This is a genomic window from Chryseobacterium soli (assembly GCF_000737705.1).
Taxonomy (GTDB): Bacteria; Bacteroidota; Bacteroidia; order Flavobacteriales; family Weeksellaceae; genus Chryseobacterium; species Chryseobacterium soli.
This window is the reverse complement of sequence record NZ_JPRH01000001.1, coordinates 733,995-752,726: the sequence shown is the minus strand read 5'-3', so window position 1 is coordinate 752,726 and position 18,732 is coordinate 733,995. Positions and strand designations below refer to the sequence as shown.

22 protein-coding genes are annotated in these 18,732 nt (G+C 37.0%); 14 read left to right on the top strand and 8 right to left on the bottom strand.

The window, feature by feature from the left end:
- Positions 1 to 193 precede the first annotated feature (193 nt).
- From IW15_RS03450 to IW15_RS03395, 12 genes are all read left to right on the top strand, one after another.
- Entirely contained in the window at positions 194 to 1,105 is a 912-nt protein-coding gene (locus tag IW15_RS03450) for a DUF4349 domain-containing protein (protein ID WP_034709308.1), read from the top strand.
- A gap of 164 nt (positions 1,106 to 1,269) precedes the next feature.
- Positions 1,270 to 2,145 carry a TraB/GumN family protein gene (locus IW15_RS03445; protein WP_084681357.1) on the top strand — a complete coding sequence of 292 codons (876 nt, stop codon included), beginning with the start codon at positions 1,270 to 1,272 and terminating at the stop codon, positions 2,143 to 2,145.
- A gap of 93 nt (positions 2,146 to 2,238) precedes the next feature.
- Entirely contained in the window at positions 2,239 to 2,673 is a 435-nt protein-coding gene (locus IW15_RS03440; RefSeq protein ID WP_394331237.1) for an RNA polymerase sigma factor, read from the top strand.
- Positions 2,663 to 3,271 (top strand): hypothetical protein, encoded by a 609-nt coding sequence (locus tag IW15_RS03435; RefSeq protein WP_034709306.1) that lies wholly within the window; start codon positions 2,663 to 2,665, stop codon positions 3,269 to 3,271. Before IW15_RS03440 ends, IW15_RS03435 begins: the two co-directional genes overlap by 11 nt.
- Positions 3,272 to 3,472: 201 nt before the next feature.
- On the top strand, positions 3,473 to 5,113 hold the full coding sequence (gene pgi / locus IW15_RS03430; RefSeq protein WP_034709305.1) for a glucose-6-phosphate isomerase: 1,641 nt from the start codon (positions 3,473 to 3,475) through the stop codon (positions 5,111 to 5,113).
- A 3-nt stretch (positions 5,114 to 5,116) separates the two neighbouring features.
- Complete coding sequence (locus IW15_RS03425; protein ID WP_034709304.1) at positions 5,117 to 5,338, top strand: hypothetical protein; 222 nt, start codon at positions 5,117 to 5,119, stop codon at positions 5,336 to 5,338.
- A 2-nt stretch (positions 5,339 to 5,340) separates the two neighbouring features.
- Positions 5,341 to 6,225, top strand: coding sequence for a bifunctional 5,10-methylenetetrahydrofolate dehydrogenase/5,10-methenyltetrahydrofolate cyclohydrolase (locus tag IW15_RS03420; protein ID WP_034709303.1), 885 nt, complete (start codon positions 5,341 to 5,343; stop codon positions 6,223 to 6,225).
- A gap of 7 nt (positions 6,226 to 6,232) precedes the next feature.
- Complete coding sequence (locus IW15_RS03415) at positions 6,233 to 6,862, top strand: 7-carboxy-7-deazaguanine synthase QueE (RefSeq protein ID WP_034709302.1); 630 nt, start codon at positions 6,233 to 6,235, stop codon at positions 6,860 to 6,862.
- Positions 6,863 to 6,905: 43 nt separating this feature from the next.
- Positions 6,906 to 8,276, top strand: coding sequence for an exopolysaccharide biosynthesis polyprenyl glycosylphosphotransferase (locus IW15_RS03410; RefSeq protein WP_034709301.1), 1,371 nt, complete (start codon positions 6,906 to 6,908; stop codon positions 8,274 to 8,276).
- A 35-nt stretch (positions 8,277 to 8,311) separates the two neighbouring features.
- Positions 8,312 to 9,064: an MlaE family ABC transporter permease gene (locus IW15_RS03405; protein ID WP_034709300.1), complete on the top strand. Its 753-nt coding sequence runs from the start codon at positions 8,312 to 8,314 to the stop codon at positions 9,062 to 9,064.
- Positions 9,064 to 9,879 (top strand): ABC transporter ATP-binding protein, encoded by an 816-nt coding sequence (locus IW15_RS03400; protein ID WP_034709299.1) that lies wholly within the window; start codon positions 9,064 to 9,066, stop codon positions 9,877 to 9,879. The genes IW15_RS03405 and IW15_RS03400 overlap by 1 nt, the downstream gene beginning before the upstream one ends.
- On the top strand, positions 9,863 to 10,480 hold the full coding sequence (locus IW15_RS03395) for an outer membrane beta-barrel protein (protein ID WP_034709298.1): 618 nt from the start codon (positions 9,863 to 9,865) through the stop codon (positions 10,478 to 10,480). The genes IW15_RS03400 and IW15_RS03395 overlap by 17 nt, the downstream gene beginning before the upstream one ends.
- A gap of 39 nt (positions 10,481 to 10,519) precedes the next feature.
- Here IW15_RS03395 and IW15_RS03390 read toward each other — a convergent pair whose 3' ends face one another.
- Positions 10,520 to 10,831, bottom strand: coding sequence for a hypothetical protein (locus tag IW15_RS03390; protein WP_034709297.1), 312 nt, complete (start codon positions 10,829 to 10,831; stop codon positions 10,520 to 10,522).
- A gap of 93 nt (positions 10,832 to 10,924) precedes the next feature.
- The gene (locus tag IW15_RS03385) at positions 10,925 to 11,731 is read right to left on the bottom strand and encodes a M48 family metallopeptidase (protein WP_034709296.1); all 807 of its coding nucleotides are present in this window, start codon (positions 11,729 to 11,731) and stop codon (positions 10,925 to 10,927) included.
- Positions 11,732 to 11,838: 107 nt separating this feature from the next.
- Between IW15_RS03385 and IW15_RS03380 the strand changes: the two genes are divergently transcribed.
- Complete coding sequence (locus IW15_RS03380) at positions 11,839 to 12,384, top strand: DUF4251 domain-containing protein (RefSeq protein WP_034709295.1); 546 nt, start codon at positions 11,839 to 11,841, stop codon at positions 12,382 to 12,384.
- Here IW15_RS03380 and meaB read toward each other — a convergent pair.
- Positions 12,381 to 13,370, bottom strand: a complete 990-nt coding sequence (gene meaB / locus IW15_RS03375) for a methylmalonyl Co-A mutase-associated GTPase MeaB (protein WP_034709294.1) — start codon at positions 13,368 to 13,370, stop codon at positions 12,381 to 12,383. The two genes, IW15_RS03380 and meaB, sit on opposite strands and share 4 nt — an antisense overlap.
- Positions 13,371 to 13,509: 139 nt before the next feature.
- Between meaB and IW15_RS03370 the strand changes: the two genes are divergently transcribed.
- Positions 13,510 to 13,803, top strand: coding sequence for a c-type cytochrome (locus IW15_RS03370; protein ID WP_034709293.1), 294 nt, complete (start codon positions 13,510 to 13,512; stop codon positions 13,801 to 13,803).
- A gap of 122 nt (positions 13,804 to 13,925) precedes the next feature.
- On the opposite strand, the gene IW15_RS03365 is transcribed toward IW15_RS03370, so the two are convergent.
- From IW15_RS03365 to IW15_RS03345, 5 genes are all read right to left on the bottom strand, one after another.
- On the bottom strand, positions 13,926 to 14,918 hold the full coding sequence (locus IW15_RS03365) for an enolase C-terminal domain-like protein (RefSeq protein WP_034709292.1): 993 nt from the start codon (positions 14,916 to 14,918) through the stop codon (positions 13,926 to 13,928).
- Between the two features lie 55 nt (positions 14,919 to 14,973).
- Positions 14,974 to 15,489: a tetratricopeptide repeat protein gene (locus tag IW15_RS03360; RefSeq protein ID WP_034709291.1), complete on the bottom strand. Its 516-nt coding sequence runs from the start codon at positions 15,487 to 15,489 to the stop codon at positions 14,974 to 14,976.
- Positions 15,476 to 16,174, bottom strand: a complete 699-nt coding sequence (prfH, locus tag IW15_RS03355; protein WP_034709290.1) for a peptide chain release factor H — start codon at positions 16,172 to 16,174, stop codon at positions 15,476 to 15,478. Before prfH ends, IW15_RS03360 begins: the two co-directional genes overlap by 14 nt.
- Before the next feature lie 2 nt (positions 16,175 to 16,176).
- The gene (locus IW15_RS03350; RefSeq protein ID WP_034709841.1) at positions 16,177 to 16,722 is read right to left on the bottom strand and encodes a hypothetical protein; all 546 of its coding nucleotides are present in this window, start codon (positions 16,720 to 16,722) and stop codon (positions 16,177 to 16,179) included.
- A 125-nt stretch (positions 16,723 to 16,847) separates the two neighbouring features.
- Positions 16,848 to 18,239, bottom strand: coding sequence for an RtcB family protein (locus tag IW15_RS03345; RefSeq protein WP_034709289.1), 1,392 nt, complete (start codon positions 18,237 to 18,239; stop codon positions 16,848 to 16,850).
- Between the last annotated feature and the right edge of the window lie 493 nt (positions 18,240 to 18,732).

The window sequence follows — 18,732 nt, the reverse complement described above, 5'->3', positions numbered from 1 at the left end:
GATTTGATTTGTAAAAGACAAGCAAAAATCAATCCGTAAATTCCTTTAAACACCGGTATTTATTTTACAAAATATTGATTTATAAAACATTACACTAAATTCATTATTTACAATTTTTTTACTTGAGTTTTTCAAACATTACAACGGATTCAGGGGGAACTTTGGAGTAAGCAAACAATAAAAAATCAATACTATGAAAACTACTTACATCACCTTATCACTATCTGCTATTTTTTTACTGGGTCTATCTTCATGTAAAAAAGGGGAAGCAGTAACCAGTAAATATGAATCTTTACAGAACGCAGATTCAGCAGCTGTAGTCGTTTCAGATAGTGTTTCTTCTGCTGCAACGATGGCCGTAAAAGACAAACAGTTCATCAAAACGGCACAAGTAAATATGGAGGTAAAAGATGTGTATGAAACTACCGTTTCCATAGAAAAATCAGTTCAGGATCTGGGAGGATTTGTTACCCACAGCAATCTTCAGAGTAATGTGGTTTCTGAAAATACGTATGATACGTCCAATGAAGAAGCTATGCTGGTAAAGAAATATCAGACAGAAAATACAATGAACGTTCGTGTACCTACTGAAAAATTAGGAGAATTTTTAACGCTCATCAATAATAAAAAACTGTTTTTAAATTCAAGAACAATTGATGCGGAAGATGTAACAGCAGGCATAAAATACGCAGAGCTTGAGGGCAAAAGGATTAAAAAGACGAATGAAAACATTACACAGCTAAAAACCAGTAAAGACAAGGTGAATATGGGCAATGACAATATGCAGGAAGAAAATGCACAGCAGCTTGCCAATATGAATGTAGCCGACAATTTAAAATACAGTACCATAGATATTTATATTAAAGAACCTAAACTCCGCATTACCGAAATTGCCATCACCAATACCACCAGTATTGACAATAAATATAAATTCAACTTCCTGTATGGTGCTAAAACCGCTTTTGTGGAAGGATCTTATTTAATCCAAAGAATATTTGTCGGATTAATCGTGATATGGCCGATTCTGTTAATCTTAGGAGTTGCAGTCTATTTTTTAAGAAAAAGAAAAGCATTCAAAAAGCCGAATCAGAATATTTCTGAATAACCATCAGCTATCCTAACCTTCGGGTTATTTATCATAATTTTAGATTTTACTGGCCTCCGCAAGAAATGCGGAGGTTTTTGTATTTTCAACAATTATTTAAAAAAAACTGTAACGAATATTTCATTCTCTTACTTACTCATTAAAAACAAGATAAAATTAATAGTATGAAAACATTCGTTCAACTTGGATTCGCTGCTTTAATATCATGCATGTCTCTTGCAGTAAAAGCACAAAATAAAATTTCCGATGACAATAAAAGTCTTTTATGGGAAGTTTCCGGAAACGGAATTTCGAAACCTTCTTATATTATGGGAACCTTTCATATGATCTGCAGTAAAGATTTTGAAATAAAACCAAAGGTAACCAAAGCCCTGGAAAATTCTGACAATCTGATACTGGAAATCAATTATACCGATTCAAAAGAGATGGCAGCGATGCAGAAAATGCTCAGCTCGGATCAAAAAATTTCTGATAAGCTTTCTCCTAAAGAAGCAAAAGAACTGGATGCGATTCTTTCGGAATATGGAACTACCTTGCAAAATGTAAACAGTTACAGCCCTCAGGCACTTTATTCTCTTATTAGCACTAAAGCAATTCCATGTCCACAAACCGAAGTAAAAATGTATGAAATAGAACTTCTTAAAAAGGCACTGCAAAACAAAAAACATATTGGAGCGCTGGAAAAGGTAGATGACCAGTCTCATGCAATAGGAGGAGCATACACTTTAAAGGATGCTATTTCCCAGCTCAAAATGGGAAATGAGTATGCAATACTGGCTCAAAAAATGGTTGAATCATTTAAGAAGGAGGATTTGCAGACTTTAGACAGACTCGTTAAGGATAAAAGATTCATGAATAAAGATCAGGAAAAAATAATGCTGACAGACAGAAATAAAAGCTGGGCAGAAAAGATGCCCGAAATCATGAAAAATCAAAGTTCTTTTTTTGCAGTCGGAAGCGCTCATTTACTAGGTGACAATGGCTTAATCAATCTATTAAGAACAAAAGGATATACTGTAAACCCAGTAAAAAATCAGTAACTAAAACCAGAAATTACCGTGAGCAATCCAACCGAAGCTGCTTTCCTGAAGCTCGTCACACAGCATAAAGGCATTTTGTATAAGGCCTCGCGTATGTATGCTGATTCTATCGAAGACCGTGAAGATCTGCAGCAGGAAATAATGATCCAGCTCTGGAAATCTTACCAGAACTTTAAAGGAAACAGCGAATTTTCTACCTGGATGTACCGGGTGGCCATCAATACGGCGATCACCTTCCTTAAAAAAGAAAAGCAGAGAACAGGCAGCCAGGCGGATGTTCCGTATCATTTTGAAATGGCAAACGAAGATTACAATCCCACAAAAGACAAACAGCTGGAGATATTCTATAAAGCCGTCCAGGGGCTTAATGCTTTAGAAAAGGCTGTGATCTTCTATTTTATGGAAGGAATGTCTCATAAAGAAATCGGAGACAATTTAGGAGTAAGCGAAGGCAATGCCCGGGTAAAACTCAGCAGAACTAAAGAAAAACTACAACAAATCATTAAAAAATCAGGTTATGAATTTTGACACTTTAAAAACAGAATGGGATAACGAAAACACAGCTATAAACATTCCCAACACCATAGAGCAATTACAAAAAAGCAAGCACCCTATTGAAAAACTTCAGAAAATCATGAAAAAGGAATTCTTCATGCAGATTATTGCCATTATTCTTATTGCTTTCTTCCCGCTTCAATTCAGATTTTCTGCTTCACAAAACATGATTTATTATACTTCATACACCATGTTTGTCGTTATATCTTCCTATTATCTTTCCGGATTTTATACGTTTTACAAACAGACGGAACTGTATATTGGAAACACCAAAAACAGTTTATGGAAAATCTATCATGAATTAAAACTCAATATGGAAAGGTATCAATCCTTTGGGTTTCTGTTACTTCCTCACCTTATGATTACGTTAGGACTGGAAACCTATACCGTGATGGAGGGAAAAGGAAAATCACTAAGCACCCTTACCGATTTTCATCTGCAATATCTCATCTTAGCAGTATTAATAGGAACTTTACTATATGTTGTAGGTATTGTTTTCTGGACCAGATATTTCTATGGGCGCCATGCCAAACAACTGGAAAATATACTGAACGAAATGGACGAAGATTAATAGGCTGAGATGGCTATATCCGCTTTTAGCTAATCATCCGATCGCCCCGTTCAAGAAAATTTAACGATAAAGTTCAACCTCCGGATTTCTCGGAGGTTTTATTTTTCCTTAAATTTGCAAATTAGAAACTCGACACGATAGATTTTAGACATTCTAAGTCTTACCGTTGTTTCTTTCAACCTATAATTTAATTCCGGAAATATGCTATCAAAAATAAATCCTATACAAACCAACAGCTGGAAAGCACTCGATGAACATTTTGCAGGAAACGACTTTGAACTAAGAAGTCTTTTTCAATACAATCCGAATCGTTTTGAAGAATTTTCTTTACAAAGAGATAATTTTCTTTTTGATTATTCTAAAAATCTTATCGATACCAGAACAAAAGAGCTTTTATTAAACCTGGCTGAAGAATGCCAGCTGAAGGATGCTATTGCTAAAATGTTTTCTGGTGATAAAATCAATGAAACAGAAGGCAGAGCTGTGCTTCATACAGCGTTGAGGGATTTTTCTGATAAAGAAATTCTGGTGGATGGCGAAAATATTAAGCCTCAGATTAAAAATGTCCTGAACCATATGAAATCTTTTTCCGAAAAGATTATTTCAGGAGCCCATAAAGGATTCAGCGGAAAAGAAATTACAGATGTCGTAAACATAGGAATCGGAGGTTCAGACCTTGGTCCTGTCATGGTATGTTCGGCTTTGAAGCATTTTAAAACAAGACTGGATGTACATTTTGTTTCCAATGTAGACGGAAACCACATCGCTGAAGTGGTAAAGAATTTAAATCCTGAAACAACATTATTCATCATTGCTTCCAAGACATTTACAACTCAGGAAACAATGACCAACGCCAATTCTGCAAAAGACTGGTTCCTGAAAGCAGGAAAACAGGAAGATGTAGCCAAACATTTCGTAGCTTTATCCACTAATATTCAAGAAGTTAAAAAGTTCGGAATCGCAGAAGAAAACATTTTTGAATTCTGGGACTGGGTAGGTGGAAGATACTCTCTTTGGAGTGCTATCGGACTAAGCATCGTTCTTTCGGTAGGGTATGACAATTTTGAACAGCTTCTAAAAGGAGCTTTTGATACCGATCAGCATTTCCAGACTTCAGATTTCGCAGAAAACATTCCTGTTTTAATGGGATTATTAGGAATCTGGTATCGAAATTTTTATGCAGCAACTACTTATGCCATTCTACCATATTCTCAATATCTTGACAGATTTGCTGCGTATTTACAGCAGGGAGACATGGAAAGTAACGGAAAATGTGTGGATAGAAATGGAGAATTCGTAGAATATGAAACAGGACCGATTATCTGGGGAGAACCTGGTACAAACGGACAGCATGCTTTCTACCAATTGATCCACCAGGGAACAGAATTGATTCCTGCAGATTTTATCGCTTATGCAAAAAGCTGCAATGTGGTATCTGATCATCAGGATAAATTATTGGCCAACTTTTTCGCTCAGACTGAAGCACTTGCCTTCGGAAAATCTGAAGTGGAAGTGGAAGAAGAATTAAGAAGTGCAGGAAAATCTGACGAAGAGATCAGCAGGCTGGTCAATTTCAAGGTCTTCCACGGAGATACTCCAACCAACTCTATATTATTCAAGGAATTAACTCCGTTTTCATTAGGACAATTAATTGCAATGTATGAACATAAAATCTTTGTACAGGGAGTGATCTGGAATATCTTCAGTTTTGATCAGTTTGGAGTGGAACTGGGGAAAGTTTTAGCAAATAAAATTTTACCGGAACTTGAGAACAATGAAGAAATAACGGCTCATGACAGCTCAACCAACGGACTGATCAAATACTACAAAGGAAATAAATAACGGATGTCTGCATTAAGGTCATACTATTATAAACTGCTTCCCGGCTTAAGATTATTAGGGAGGAAGATCTACTATTTTCCGATAGACTTTTACGAAGGCGTTACCGGAAAAAGATCTAAAAATGAACCCAAAAAAGGAGATATCTATGTAGGAAGCAGTGATTTTATTTCACATGGAATCCGCCAGATGAAGGTATTACAAAAATCTAATAAAAATAAAAAGTAAAAATGGCAGAAATTCTTGACGGACTTAAAGTATCCAAAGAAATAAAAGCAGAAATCAAGGTTGAAGTTGAAAAAATCCTTGAGAGCAAGAAAAGAGCGCCTCACCTGGTAGCCATTCTTGTAGGAAACAATGGAGCAAGCAAGGCCTATGTAAACAGCAAAGTGAAAGATTGTGAGGAAGTAGGATTCCGTTCTACCCTTGTGAAATTTCCAAGTACGGTTTCAGAATCTGAGCTGTTGGAAAAAATTGATGAATTAAATAAATCCAAATCAGTAGACGGGTTTATCGTTCAGCTTCCTTTACCGGACCAGATCGATCAGGAGAAAATCATTCTGGCAATTGATCCGAGAAAAGACGTGGATGGTTTCCACCCGGAAAATTTCGGAAAAATGGCACTGGAAATGGATACATTCCTGCCTGCTACTCCATTCGGAATTTTAACATTGCTGGAAAGATATAACATCGAAACGAAAGGAAAAGACTGTGTCATTATCGGAAGAAGTAAGATCGTAGGAAGACCAATGAGTATCCTGATGGGAAGAAAAGACTTCCCGGGAAATTCTACCGTTACCCTTACCCATTCTTATACGAAAGACATCGAAGAATACACTAAAAAAGCAGATATCGTCATTACAGCCTTGGGAGATCCTCACTTTTTAAAAGGAGAAATGATCAAAGAAGGTGCTGTAGTAGTGGACGTAGGAATCACCAGAGTGGATGATGATTCTCCAAAAGGATACTACCTGGCAGGTGATGTAGATTTTGACAGCTGTGCGGCAAAAGCAAGCTGGATCACCCCTGTACCGGGAGGTGTAGGACCAATGACAAGAGCGATGTTGATGAAAAACACCATCATCGCTTACAAAACTTCAGTCTATAACGACTAATTTTATAATGAACAAAGAAGAAGATATTTTATTAAAAGAAGGTAAAATGCTCCCTGTGATGGAGCATTTTTACACTTTACAAGGAGAAGGAGCACACACCGGAAAAGCAGCCTATTTTATCCGATTGGGAGGCTGTGACGTCGGCTGTCACTGGTGCGATGTAAAAGAAAGCTGGAATCCGGATCTACATCCGTTGATGCATGCCGAAGAAATTGCCGAAACTGCAGCAAAACACTGCAAAACGATTGTGTTAACAGGTGGAGAGCCATTGATGTGGAATCTGGACGTCCTTACATCCAAATTAAAAGAATTGGGATGCACCATACATATTGAAACATCAGGAGCTTATCCGATGAGTGGACAATTGGACTGGATTACCCTTTCTCCAAAGAAAACAGGTCTTCCCAAAGAAGAAATCTATCAGAAAGCCAATGAACTTAAAGTAATCGCTTTCAACAACAACGATTTTGCTTTTGCACAGGAGCAGGCTTCCAAAGTTTCAGAACACTGCAGGCTATACCTTCAAAGTGAATGGAGCAAACGTGATGAAATGTATCCTAAAATCACAGATTTTATCTTAGCTCACCCAGAATGGCAGGCATCGGTGCAAACGCATAAATATTTAAATATCCCATAAAAAAACGTACCTTAGCTCTTCGTATCCGCTATAACACTGATAGATGCAGAGAATTCGATACTCTAGATACCTGAAATCGATCATCATACTGCTTGACCTCTTGGTTATTGCATCTATTTTTATATTCTTTTTTTTAAGCAGAAACGAAAACTTAAAATACAATAAAGAGACCTGGTATCAGAATGTTTTTTCCCTGATATTGCTGTTTTTGTTTTGGATGCTGTTAAGCGGCAGAACAAAAATTTATAATATTGCAAGGAATTTAACCTATACCCTGTTTTTGGAGCGGCTGTTGATTCACTTTATCTTTTTTATACTCGGTGTGCTGCTTATAGGAAAGGTAAGTTACAATGTATTTTTTAATTCGGATATCTACTGGCTTTCCTTTTTCCTTTTATTCTGTATTTTCCTTGTGAAATCGATTATCTATTTTGCCATAAAATATTTTCGTTCACAGGGGATTAACTACAGAAATGTGATGTTTCTGGGAGAGACCAGCTCTACCGAAATTCTGAAAAATATATTTCAGGACAGAAAAGACTACGGGTACAGGATTTTCAACTATGAAACTTCCGATATAAGCGCGGAGCAACTTGTCGGTTTCTGGAAGGAAAATGAAATCCATACTCTGTTTTTATCTACGGAAAATTCATTTGATGAACATAGCGAAACTGAAATTTTCAGATTAGCGGAAGACAATAAAGTTCATATCTCCTTAATTCCAAGTATCACTCAAAGCGATTTTTTCCTTTATGATCTGGGCTATATCCAAACTCAGCCCATTCTCAACCAGGCAAAATATCCTTTGGATTATTATGCTAATTTTTTGGTGAAAAGAACGTTTGATTTTATATTTTCAATTGCCGTATTGGTTTGTATATGTTCCTGGTTATTTCCCATTATCGCCATTTTAATAAAGACCAGCTCTAAAGGTCCTGTTTTTTTTCTGCAGAAAAGATATGGTTTTCATGAAGAGGTATTCCACTGCATTAAATTCAGGACGATGATTGTGAATGATGAATCAAGTACCAAAACCACTCAGGAAAATGATTCCAGGATTACCAAAATCGGGAAGTTTTTGCGAAAAACCAGCCTGGATGAACTGCCACAGTTTCTCAATGTACTCAAAGGAGAAATGTCCATCGTAGGGCCGAGGCCTCACATGCTTTCTGTAGACAATTATTACAAACCCAAAATTGGCAGGTACAGCTTAAGGAGCATGGTAAACCCAGGAATTACCGGTCTTGCGCAGGTAAGCGGCCTTCGGGGAGACTCCGGAGATGTAGAAGTTGAAATGAAAAAACGTATCCTGGCCGACACTTTCTATGTTAGAAACTGGAGTTTTGTTCTGGATTTAATTATTATTTTAAAAACCATTTTATTGGTAATTGGTGGAGATAAAAATGCAAAATAAATAATGCTTTAATAAAAATAGTCTAATTTAGCACCATGTTAAAAAAGTTTTTTACAGCAGTAGGAGAATACATGATCCTTCTAGGTAAATCCCTTCAGAAACCTCAGAAAATGAGGGTATTCTGGAAGCTGTTCATGAGAGAAATAAACGATTTGGGAGTCAATTCATTTGGGCTCGTTATATTCACTTCTATATTTGTAGGAGCAGTAGTTGCCATTCAGATGTTCAATAATTTTGATGCATCTTCATTTCCGATCCCGCATTCATTCGTGGGATATGCAACAAAAGCTGTTTTGGTACTGGAATTCTCTCCAACCATTATCAGCTTGATTCTGGCAGGAAAAGTTGGCTCATATATTGCTTCAAGTATAGGAACAATGAGGGTTTCGGAGCAGATCGATGCACTTGATATTATGGGAGTAAACTCTCCCAACTTCCTGATATTACCTAAAATACTCGCGTGTATGATCTTTAATCCTATACTGATTGCCATCAGCATCGTATTTGGTATCGGCGGAGGTTATATGGCAGGGATTTTAACCGGAAACTGGACGGAATCGGATTATATTACAGGGATACAGATGTATATGCCTAATTTATTTATCTACTATGCATTTGCAAAAACCACCGTATTTGCCTTTATCATTGCTTCAGTACCTGCTTATTTCGGATATTTCGTGAAAGGAGGATCGCTGGAAGTGGGTAGAGCAAGTACTCAGGCAGTAGTTTGGACGATGGTTTTCATTATCCTTTCCGAGCTAGTTTTAACCCAACTAATATTAAGCTAATGATTGAGGTAAAAGATCTTAAAAAGAGTTTTGATGACGTTGAAGTACTTAAAGGAATTTCAACCACTTTTGAGAAAGGAAAAGTAAACTTGATTATTGGCCAGAGTGGCTCAGGAAAAACGGTTTTCCTGAAAAGTTTATTGAATGTATACCAACCTTCTTCAGGAGAAATCCTTTTTGATGGAAGAGATATTAATGTGATGAACAGAGAAGAGAAACAGCATTTACGCTCCGAGATCGGAACCCTGTTCCAGGGAAGTGCCCTGTTTGACTCTTTAACAGTGGAAGAAAATATCATGTTCCCTTTGGATATGTTCACTAATCTGACATTCAGAGAGAAGAAAAGAAGGGTTTTTGAGGTGATTGGAAGAGTACATTTAGATAAAGCCAACAGAAAATTTCCATCTGAGATTTCAGGAGGAATGCAAAAAAGGGTGGCCATTGCGAGAGCTATTGTAAATCACCCGAAATATTTGTTCTGTGATGAGCCGAACTCCGGTCTTGATCCTTATACTTCTAATGTAATTGATGATCTTCTTCTGGAAATTACGAAAGAATACAACACCACTACCATTATCAATACACATGATATGAACTCTGTAATGACTATCGGTGAAAAGATTGTCTATCTGAGATTAGGCATCAAAGAATGGGAAGGAAATAAAGATGTTTTGATTACAGCAGGCAATAAAAATCTTATTGACTTCGTTTATTCATCAGAACTGTTTAAAGAACTGAGAGAATATCTACTTGAGAATAATAAAACTATTGAGAATACAATTACAAAAATAGACGACAATGAAAAAGGTATTTAGTATCGCATTAATAGGTATTTCTATGTTCGCTTCTGCACAGATATCCCTTGCAGGTAAAGCGAATTTAATATTTCCAACAGGTTCTCCAACTTGGAAAAATATTTCAGGAACAGTAAATAATGCTATAGAAAATAAAGGAAGTAATAATGTAGGTTTTAACTTGGGACTTTCATTGAGAGTAAATCTTCCGACTTCATTTTTCTTAATGCCGGAACTGTATTACACGCATTTTAAGAATGAATTTACGGATCCTGTATCCAATACAAGTTTCGATGTTAAAAGCAACCGTGTTGATCTTCCTGTGCTTTTAGGACACAATGTGCTGGGGAATACGCTGGGCGTATTTGTAGGTCCTGTTGCCAGTTATAATTTGAGCAAGGATAATACATTCAACGATTTTAAGGAAAATGTTAAAAACAATTTCACAGTTGGATACCAGTTTGGAGCACAGCTTGAAATAAAGAAACTTATTGTGAATGCAAAATATGAAGGTGCATTTAGTAAAGATACCAGAAACTTCATCAATAAAGTATCCGGTGAAGAAATAAGATACGACAACAGACCTAACCTATTTATGGTGGGGCTTGGATATAAATTTTAATTCCTTCGAAAATAACATCTATAAAAAAATCCTCAAATTTTAAATTTGAGGATTTCTATTTTGTGCCTGTAATTCAGCTTCACGTTTTGCTATTTCAGCTGTTTGCTTCTCCAGTTCTTCTTTATCTTTCTGAAGTTGTTTAAACTCCTTTCTTTGCTGCTCCGCTTTTATCGCGCTCCCCTTACTTACATATCCTACCATTCCGCCGATAATTAAACCAATGCCTACTCCAGCCATAACTCCCATGACATGAGACATGGTAATTTTCTCAACTGTAAAATCTGTAGTCAGATAAAACAGTAATGCCGATACTGCTAAAAGGATAAGTCCTGTGATTGATAAACTCTTCATAATATTGTGTTAGGTGGTTAAGTCATTGAAAGCCTTATCAATTTATTGAAAATATAATAAGGCTTTATTAAGGATTGGAATGTAAATGATTCCTTATATTTTTCCTCCTGCAGCCTTATAATATTCAAGGGCTTTGGGAAGGTCTTTATTAATATCTGAAATCCTTGTTTCAGGATTCGGGTGGGTAGATAAAAACTCTGGCTGTCTTGATCCTGAAGAAGCACCTTCCATCCTGTTCCAGAAAGGAATGGCCGCTCTTGGATCATATCCCGCCATTGACATCAGATAAAGTCCCATTTCATCAGCTTCTGACTCTTGGTTTCTTCCGTATTTCAATAAAGCAACCTGAGATCCAACCGGATATACCTTCTGGAATACACTTGCCCATTGAGCATTTGAAATCGTTCCACCAAGAATAGCCCCTCCATATTGGGCAACCATAGCCTGGGAGATTCTTTCATTTCCATGACCGGCTAATGCATGAGACACTTCATGTCCTAATACTACGGCAAGTCCGTTATCATCTTTGGTAACAGGTAATATTCCAGTATATACTGCAACCTTACCTCCAGGCATACACCAGGCATTAAGCTCACTGCTTTGTAAAAGATTGAATTCCCAGTTATAGTTGGCAAGATCTGCGGATCTCCCAATGCTCTGGTAATATCTTTCTGCTGCACCTTTTATTCTGGTTCCTACATTGGCTACTCTTTTTGCGTCTGATGTCCCGGTAATTACTTTACCTTTAGATAAAGTTGTTTTATATTCCTGAGAAGACATTGTCAAAATTTCTGAGTTATTTGCCAACTGCAGCGAAGACCTTCCTGTAATTGGGTTTGTAGTACAAGCGGCAACTGATACAGCCAGTGCTCCCATTCCAAGTAGATGTGTTAATTTCATAGTTCGTGTGTTAATAGTTCAACATTAACAATTTTTATTCCAAAAAATTTTAGAAGGAATATATTTGCATGTATTTTGCTTGTTTAAATTTAACAATTATTACGATTATGAAAAAGTATATTTCACTTATATTTATTTTTGGATTTTTATTTTTCTTCCAGAGCTGTGCTTCGCAAGGCTCGTCAGATCCAAAAACAGTAGATGCGATGGTGAATTCCCAGGAATTTACCTTCTATGCCCAGAGAGCAAATCCAACAAATTACGATGTCATCAATGTGATGAACTCAATACCGAATGCTCCTGCTTCCCGAATCTTAGATTTGAACGGAAATTACACCGTTGAACTGAGGAATAATGTGGTAGAAGTCGTTCTCCCTTATTTTGGAAGGCTTTTTACAGCTTCAACATTTGGTGGCGGAAACGATAAAACCAGCTATCGGTTCACCTCAAAAGATTTTGGAATTACAAAAACACAAAATAAAAAAGGGAATTGGGTAGTAAAAATTAAACCTAATGACGTGAGTAACGTAGATGAAATGATCATTGAAGTGTATAAAAACGGAAAAGCTTTCGTGTCGATGAGAAGTAATGATCGTCAGCCCATAACATATGATGGCTTCGTTTCTAAAAACGAAGAAAAAAGTAAACCTTAACGTTTTTCTTTCGCTAAGAATTTTTCTACAAATAATTTTGCTTCGGTACTTGGACTTGAAACCATTTCCGAAGCATTTTTTTTATGGCTGATATACGCTTCTTCCACAGCATCACTTTTTTTCATCATCGCCAGAATATATTCCTGAACCCAGTATTCAAAGCGTTTTTCTGCCTGATGCGTCCTGATCTCGTTAAAGCGTCCTGCCCTTTTTTTCAAAGCAATGAATTCATCAATTTTGGTATAAACCTCAGCTAGTCCTTCATTATGCAATGCCGAGCCCAATAATACCGGAATTTTCCAGTCTTTTTCTTTGGGAGGAATAAAATCGAGAGCCCTTTTCAGCTCTAATCTGGTATTTTTTGCTTTCTGCAAATTATCCTTTTCCACTTTATTAATGAAAATGAGATCTACCATCTCCATAATTCCCCGCTTGATGCCCTGAAGTTCATCTCCGCCACCGATAATTTTAAGAAATAAAAATACGTCGGTAATATCAGCTACCAGAACTTCCGACTGCCCTACTCCTACGGTTTCAATGAGAATATAATCATAGCCGGCAGCCTCGCAGATCATCATGGTTTCAAAAGTGGTATTGGCAACGCCGCCCAGAAAACCTGAACTCGGGGAAGGACGGATGAATGCATTTTCTTCTTTTGCCAATTCTTCCATTCTGGTTTTATCTCCTAAAATACTTCCTTTATTAATTGAGGAACTTGGATCAATAGCCAGAACAGCAACTTTTTTTCCATTAGCAATAGCCAGCCGTCCGAAATTTTCTATAAAAGTAGACTTTCCGGCCCCAGGTACTCCTGTGATTCCTACCCGGATTGAATTTCCGGTGAAAGGCATTATTTCCTTTAATAATTCTTCTGCCTGCAGCCTGTGTTCAGCTTTTTTACTTTCCACTAAGGTAATAGCTTTTGCGGTCAGACGTTTGTTTCCTGACCGTATTCCTTCTATTAACTCTTCTGTAGAAAATTTCATGAGTTCAAAAATAGGAAATTAACCTTCATAATCCCATACAACATACCGTTAATTTTATTTCTTCTAAATTAAAACTAGAAGGGATTTTATCAACAAGAGGGGGATTTTGCTACATTTGTTATCAATCAAAGAAAGAAACATGAAAAAAATAATTGCTATAGCAACGTTCACCGGTATTCTGCTAGCTTCTTGTACTCCAAAAACATCGACAGCAACGGCACCTGTTGGCGCTGCACAATCTACAGCAGAACAGATTGCACAAGGGAAAACAATTTTCGAAAACTCTTGCGGAAGATGTCATAAATTACCAGATCCTACTTCGCATACTTCTGTAAAATGGGTAGGCATTATGAATGCGATGGCTCCAAAAGCTAAATTAACTGATGAACAGCACCAGTGGGTATATGATTATATTGTTTCTGTAAAAAAGTAACAGACTCACTCCTTCAGAAAATATAGATTTCTTCAAATCATTTACAATGCTGATTTTCAAAACTGAAGATAAGCACTAATGACTTTGTCGATCAAATATAAAATAAGCTCTCATCAGAAAGCTTATTTTATTTCTATCCCTAACCCGGGTTTGTCTGATAGTATTATTTTTCCCTTGTCTACGAAGTTTCCTCTGGCATAATCATTGGCAATAAGTTCAGCACCGTCAAGATCTGAATAGTCTGCCAATCCGGCTAAGATACATGCTGCTGAAATTCCCACCGTAGATTCCGTCATGCAGCCGATCATTATTTTATAGCCCAATTCTCTTCCTTTATTTATCATTTCCAAAGCGGGAGTTAAACCTCCGCACTTCATGAGTTTAATATTAATGCTTTTGTAATAAGGAATTAATTCTTCCAGAGAGGCTATATTCTGACAATCTTCATCTGCCATCCAGTTGGCAAAACTGTCTTTTTTCAGTATTTGATAGTGTCCAACCGGCATAGGTTGTTCAAGATAAGAGAATTGATCAACCTGAGTATATTCCTGAAGTATGAGACAATCATTAACGGTAAGACTCGCATTGGAATCTAAAGCTATATTTTTTTGCAATGACAAAAGCTTTTCGATATGATTCATATTCAGTCCGTTGCATTTCACTTTAAAACAGTGCCAGCTGCTTTTTTCAATTTTCCTGATCTGCTCATCAATAGAACCTATGGAAATGGTAATAGAACTTTCAGCCAGATGATCAAAAGGAAGATTATTTAATTCAATACAACTTTTATTCTCCAATTTACCAAAGAGATCCCAATAGGCACAATCCAGTGCCGACTGTAAAAAAGGATGAAGGTGTAGATTGGATAAAAATCTGAAAAATTCTTTAGGATGGATTATTTTCTGTGATTCAAATGTTGATTTTATTTTTTTCAGGGTTGAAACAAAAACCTGAAGATCAATTTGATAATAATCTATTGCCACACATTCTCCATATCCTTTGCATCCTTGATGGGATAATGCTACGAGCAAAGCTTCCCGCTTATCATAGTTTCCGTAAGCGATGGAGAAAGTTTCTTTTAATTGTAAATTTTTGAGTTCAAAACGTAATTCCATACTTAAAGCTACAAAAAAAGAGATCATTGTGATCTCTTTCGCTTAAACTAAGATTTTATTTAGTCTTCTTTTTGGGTTTTTTCTTTACTTTTTCAGGGGATTTTGCTTTTATAAATTTTATTTTTCCATTTAAAACATCAAGCATACTTTGCGCATAGCTGTATTTTTTTGCTTCTTTCAAGTGTTTCAGTACTTTTTTATATTCCAGCCTGATCTCGAAAAGTAAAGATTTAAGTATTAATATTCTGCATTTATCGATCCCTTTGATTTTTAATGCATATTCAATCAATTTTTCCGCTTCTTCCAGGTCTTCATTATCTAAAAGACATCTGATATAATAATGTGGGGTATTGAGATTGGTTACATCATGCTGCATCGCCTCTTCGAAATAAAGCTTTGCTTTTTCGTAATCAATCAGCATTTCACTGTATATTCTTCCCATCAGGCAAAGGCTGTCTGCATCTTCAGGGTCGTACGACAAGGCATAGTTTAGTGCTTCCAGGCAATCCGGAAGACTGTATGGATAATTGTCCAGTGCCTCAAAATAATATTTATTTTTAGTTAAGGTCATTCCTGTAGTTTTTAAGTTCGTTTTTTAACGTGTTTCTTTGTTTCTTGAAAGACTTTTCCTGATAATTCTTCTTAAAATCTGTTCCTGAAAATGTACGGACCGGATTTCCTCTTTGTACCTGCAGATGATTGTTCCAGGTTTCCTGCATTCTTTTTTCCAGCTGCCGGATGTACAGCCCCATCACTTTTTCATGAAGCCGTGCAACTGCCAATTTTTTATTGTCAAGCTGTGAACGGGAGTCCTGTGCAAAAACACTCTCTCCTGTTGGAATATGAGTGGCCCGAACGGCTGTATTCACTTTATTCACATTCTGCCCTCCGCTTCCCTGGCTTCTTGTAGTTTGAAACTGGATGTCTTTTTCATTGAAATGTATCTTTTCAATGTCTTCAATTTCAAAAATACCGATGAACCAATTGCTTCTTTTATGGAATTTTCTGAAGGTACTTTTACCCGTCCAGCAGATACTTCCCAACCAGCTGGTAAGGAATTCTGAAACATTTTTCCCCTTTAAAAGAAGAGTTGCAGATTTTAAAGTGAGGTTTTCGTCCCCATTTTCCCGATGAATGATTTCGTAGTCTATCGTATTTTGTTTCGCCTCATCAAGGAAAGCCTTCAATACCTTGGCAACTACCCACTGGCATTCTAAAGGTCCTCTTCCTGAGGTTATTTGTATGATTTTTTCCATTATTACTTAGGTATTTCGCTTAATCTGGAATGTCCCACCGGATCAATTCCTTTTTCTAATAAATCTTTTGCTGCCATTACTGCCCAGCATTTATCACTGGAATGAATATTTCTGTAAAATGAAAGTAAGAGTTCAGGCTTCACAACAGTAAAACCATTTGCTTCAATGGTTTCAAGATCATTTCTTTCGAAGAAATCGATAGTAATTCTGTGGAGTTTACCATTTTCCAGTTCAACAATTTTCTCATACCTGCGGAAGTTTTCTTCGCTTGGCAGATGATCATATCGTGTCCAGACTTTCTGAAAACCTTCCTGTTGAAGTGTTATAAGAACTTCGGCAACGTTTTCTTTTATTACAAAAATATCAATATCCTTATGGTCGTGAGCGTGTTTGTATTCCGCATGCTCAATTTCAGACATAAAATGCCACGCCCATCCTCCTGATAAAATAACTTTCTTTTTTAATTTTTCTAAAATTTCTAGTCCGTTTTGAATTCTAAATTCCTGCCAGACTTCACCGTATCTTTTTATGTTATGTGGTGCTCCCATTTTTGTTAATTTTTTTGATTGTTGACAGTTGTTGTTATTTTTCAAAATCTGTTTTTTGTTAAACCTAACAGGTGTTGGAAACCTGTTAGGTTTGAATTGCATCAGTCAGATTCTCATCAACCATTTTATTTATCCATTCTCACAATTCTTGGCTGAAAAGTTCCGAGGATATCTACCAGTTCACTCTGTGCACTCATGACTTCATTGATGTCTTTATACGCCATGGGTGCTTCTTCGGTATTTCCGCCCATCAAAATGACATTTTTGAGCTTTAATTCTTTTTTGATATCGTTTTGTGTGAACAGGTTTCTGCATTCTCCTCTTGAATGGGCTCTTCCCGCGCCATGTGAAGCTGAATTCAGTGAATCCGGATTTCCTTTTCCGCGAACGATAAACCCTTTTGCGGTCATTGATCCGGGAATCATTCCGAGCTCATTTTCATTAGCTGGCGTTGCGCCTTTTCGATGGACAATCACTTCTTTTCCGTTGTGGATTTCTTTCCATGCAAAATTGTGATGGTTTTCAATTCTTGCTTTTACTCTGCCACCAACCGCTTTCACCAGTCTACGGTGAATATCGTCATGGCAGGCAGAAGCATAATCTCCGGCTAGGTTCATTGCAGTCCAATATTCTAATCCAAGATGAGTGTTAAGATCCAGCCATGCGAAATTCTGTGCTTCTTTCGGCAGCGGACATTGGTCAACTGCTACCCTGGAGTAATACTGTGCGATTTCTGCTCCTAATCCACGGGAGCCGCTGTGAGAAAGAATTCCGAGATACTTTCCTTTTGGAAGTCCGATCTGAGCATCTTCTTCTGTAATTTCCACTTCCCCGAACTCTACAAAGTGGTTTCCGCCACCTGAGCTTCCCATCTGTTTAATGGCTTTTCCTTTTAACCGTCTCAAAATCGGAATCATATCGAAGGTATCTCTGTCAAAAATTTCGTGCTCGACATGAGATTTATGGGTTTCGTACATCCCGAATTTGGTATGTTCGGCCAGTGCTTTTTCATATTTATCTTTTGCACCGTCCAGATATGAAACCGGTGTATCCAAAATACTGAGGCTCATTCTGCATCCTATGTCCATTCCGACTCCGTAAGGAATCACCGCATTTTCTACAGCGAGAACTCCACCGATCGGAAGGCCATATCCGCTGTGTGCATCAGGCATCAATGCTCCCTGTGTGGAAATAGGAAGCTTCAACGCGGTGTACAACTGATTTTTCGCTTCATCTGAAATATTATTTCCGAAGATCTGAAAAGAGGTACGGTTGGTATTCAGCATTCTTTTTTCTGTTTTCTTTGATGAAAGCAGGGCTTCTGCGATCTGTCCGAAGGTTAAATCTTTTTCAAAATTCTCCGGATGAGTCAGAATTTCCTTTAAAAGGGCTTTCACATGATGAATGTTTTTGGTCGCAAAGTTTCTTTTCATGACTTCTAAAGCGATGTTGACACTTTGATTGTTTGGATATCCTAATTTTAATATATCTTTTCCTTTAATTTTTAAATTTCCCATTGTTTTATATTTAGAGATAAGATGGCTGATGATTATAGGTAGATTCAAGATACCAGATGTCAGATTGTAGACATCAGATATCGGATACTGAATGTTTAAACATCAGCCGTTTTTCCAACTACTATTTTAGTTGATACTTTTTCAAACCTAACAGGTTTTAGAAACCTGTTAGGTTTATTAAGGAGGGTATTATCCCTAGCCCCGATTGCAGTTATTACCCCGCAGCGAGCCTGAAAGGCGAGCGAGGAGTACTAACGGAAAGCGGGAAATAGCTCCTGAATTTGTTATAAAAATGATTTCGGGAAAACTGTAGTTTTAAGTATTGCGCAATAAAAAACCCGAAATCTTACGACTCGGGTTTTGATATATCATTATACTGTTGTTCTAAGAATGTACCAAGCCACGAAGCCCCACTGCCATAGGCAGCAATCCAACTGAAGAATTTTGAATAAATCTGAACATTGCTTCGTTATTTTTTTAAGGGTTAAACTTG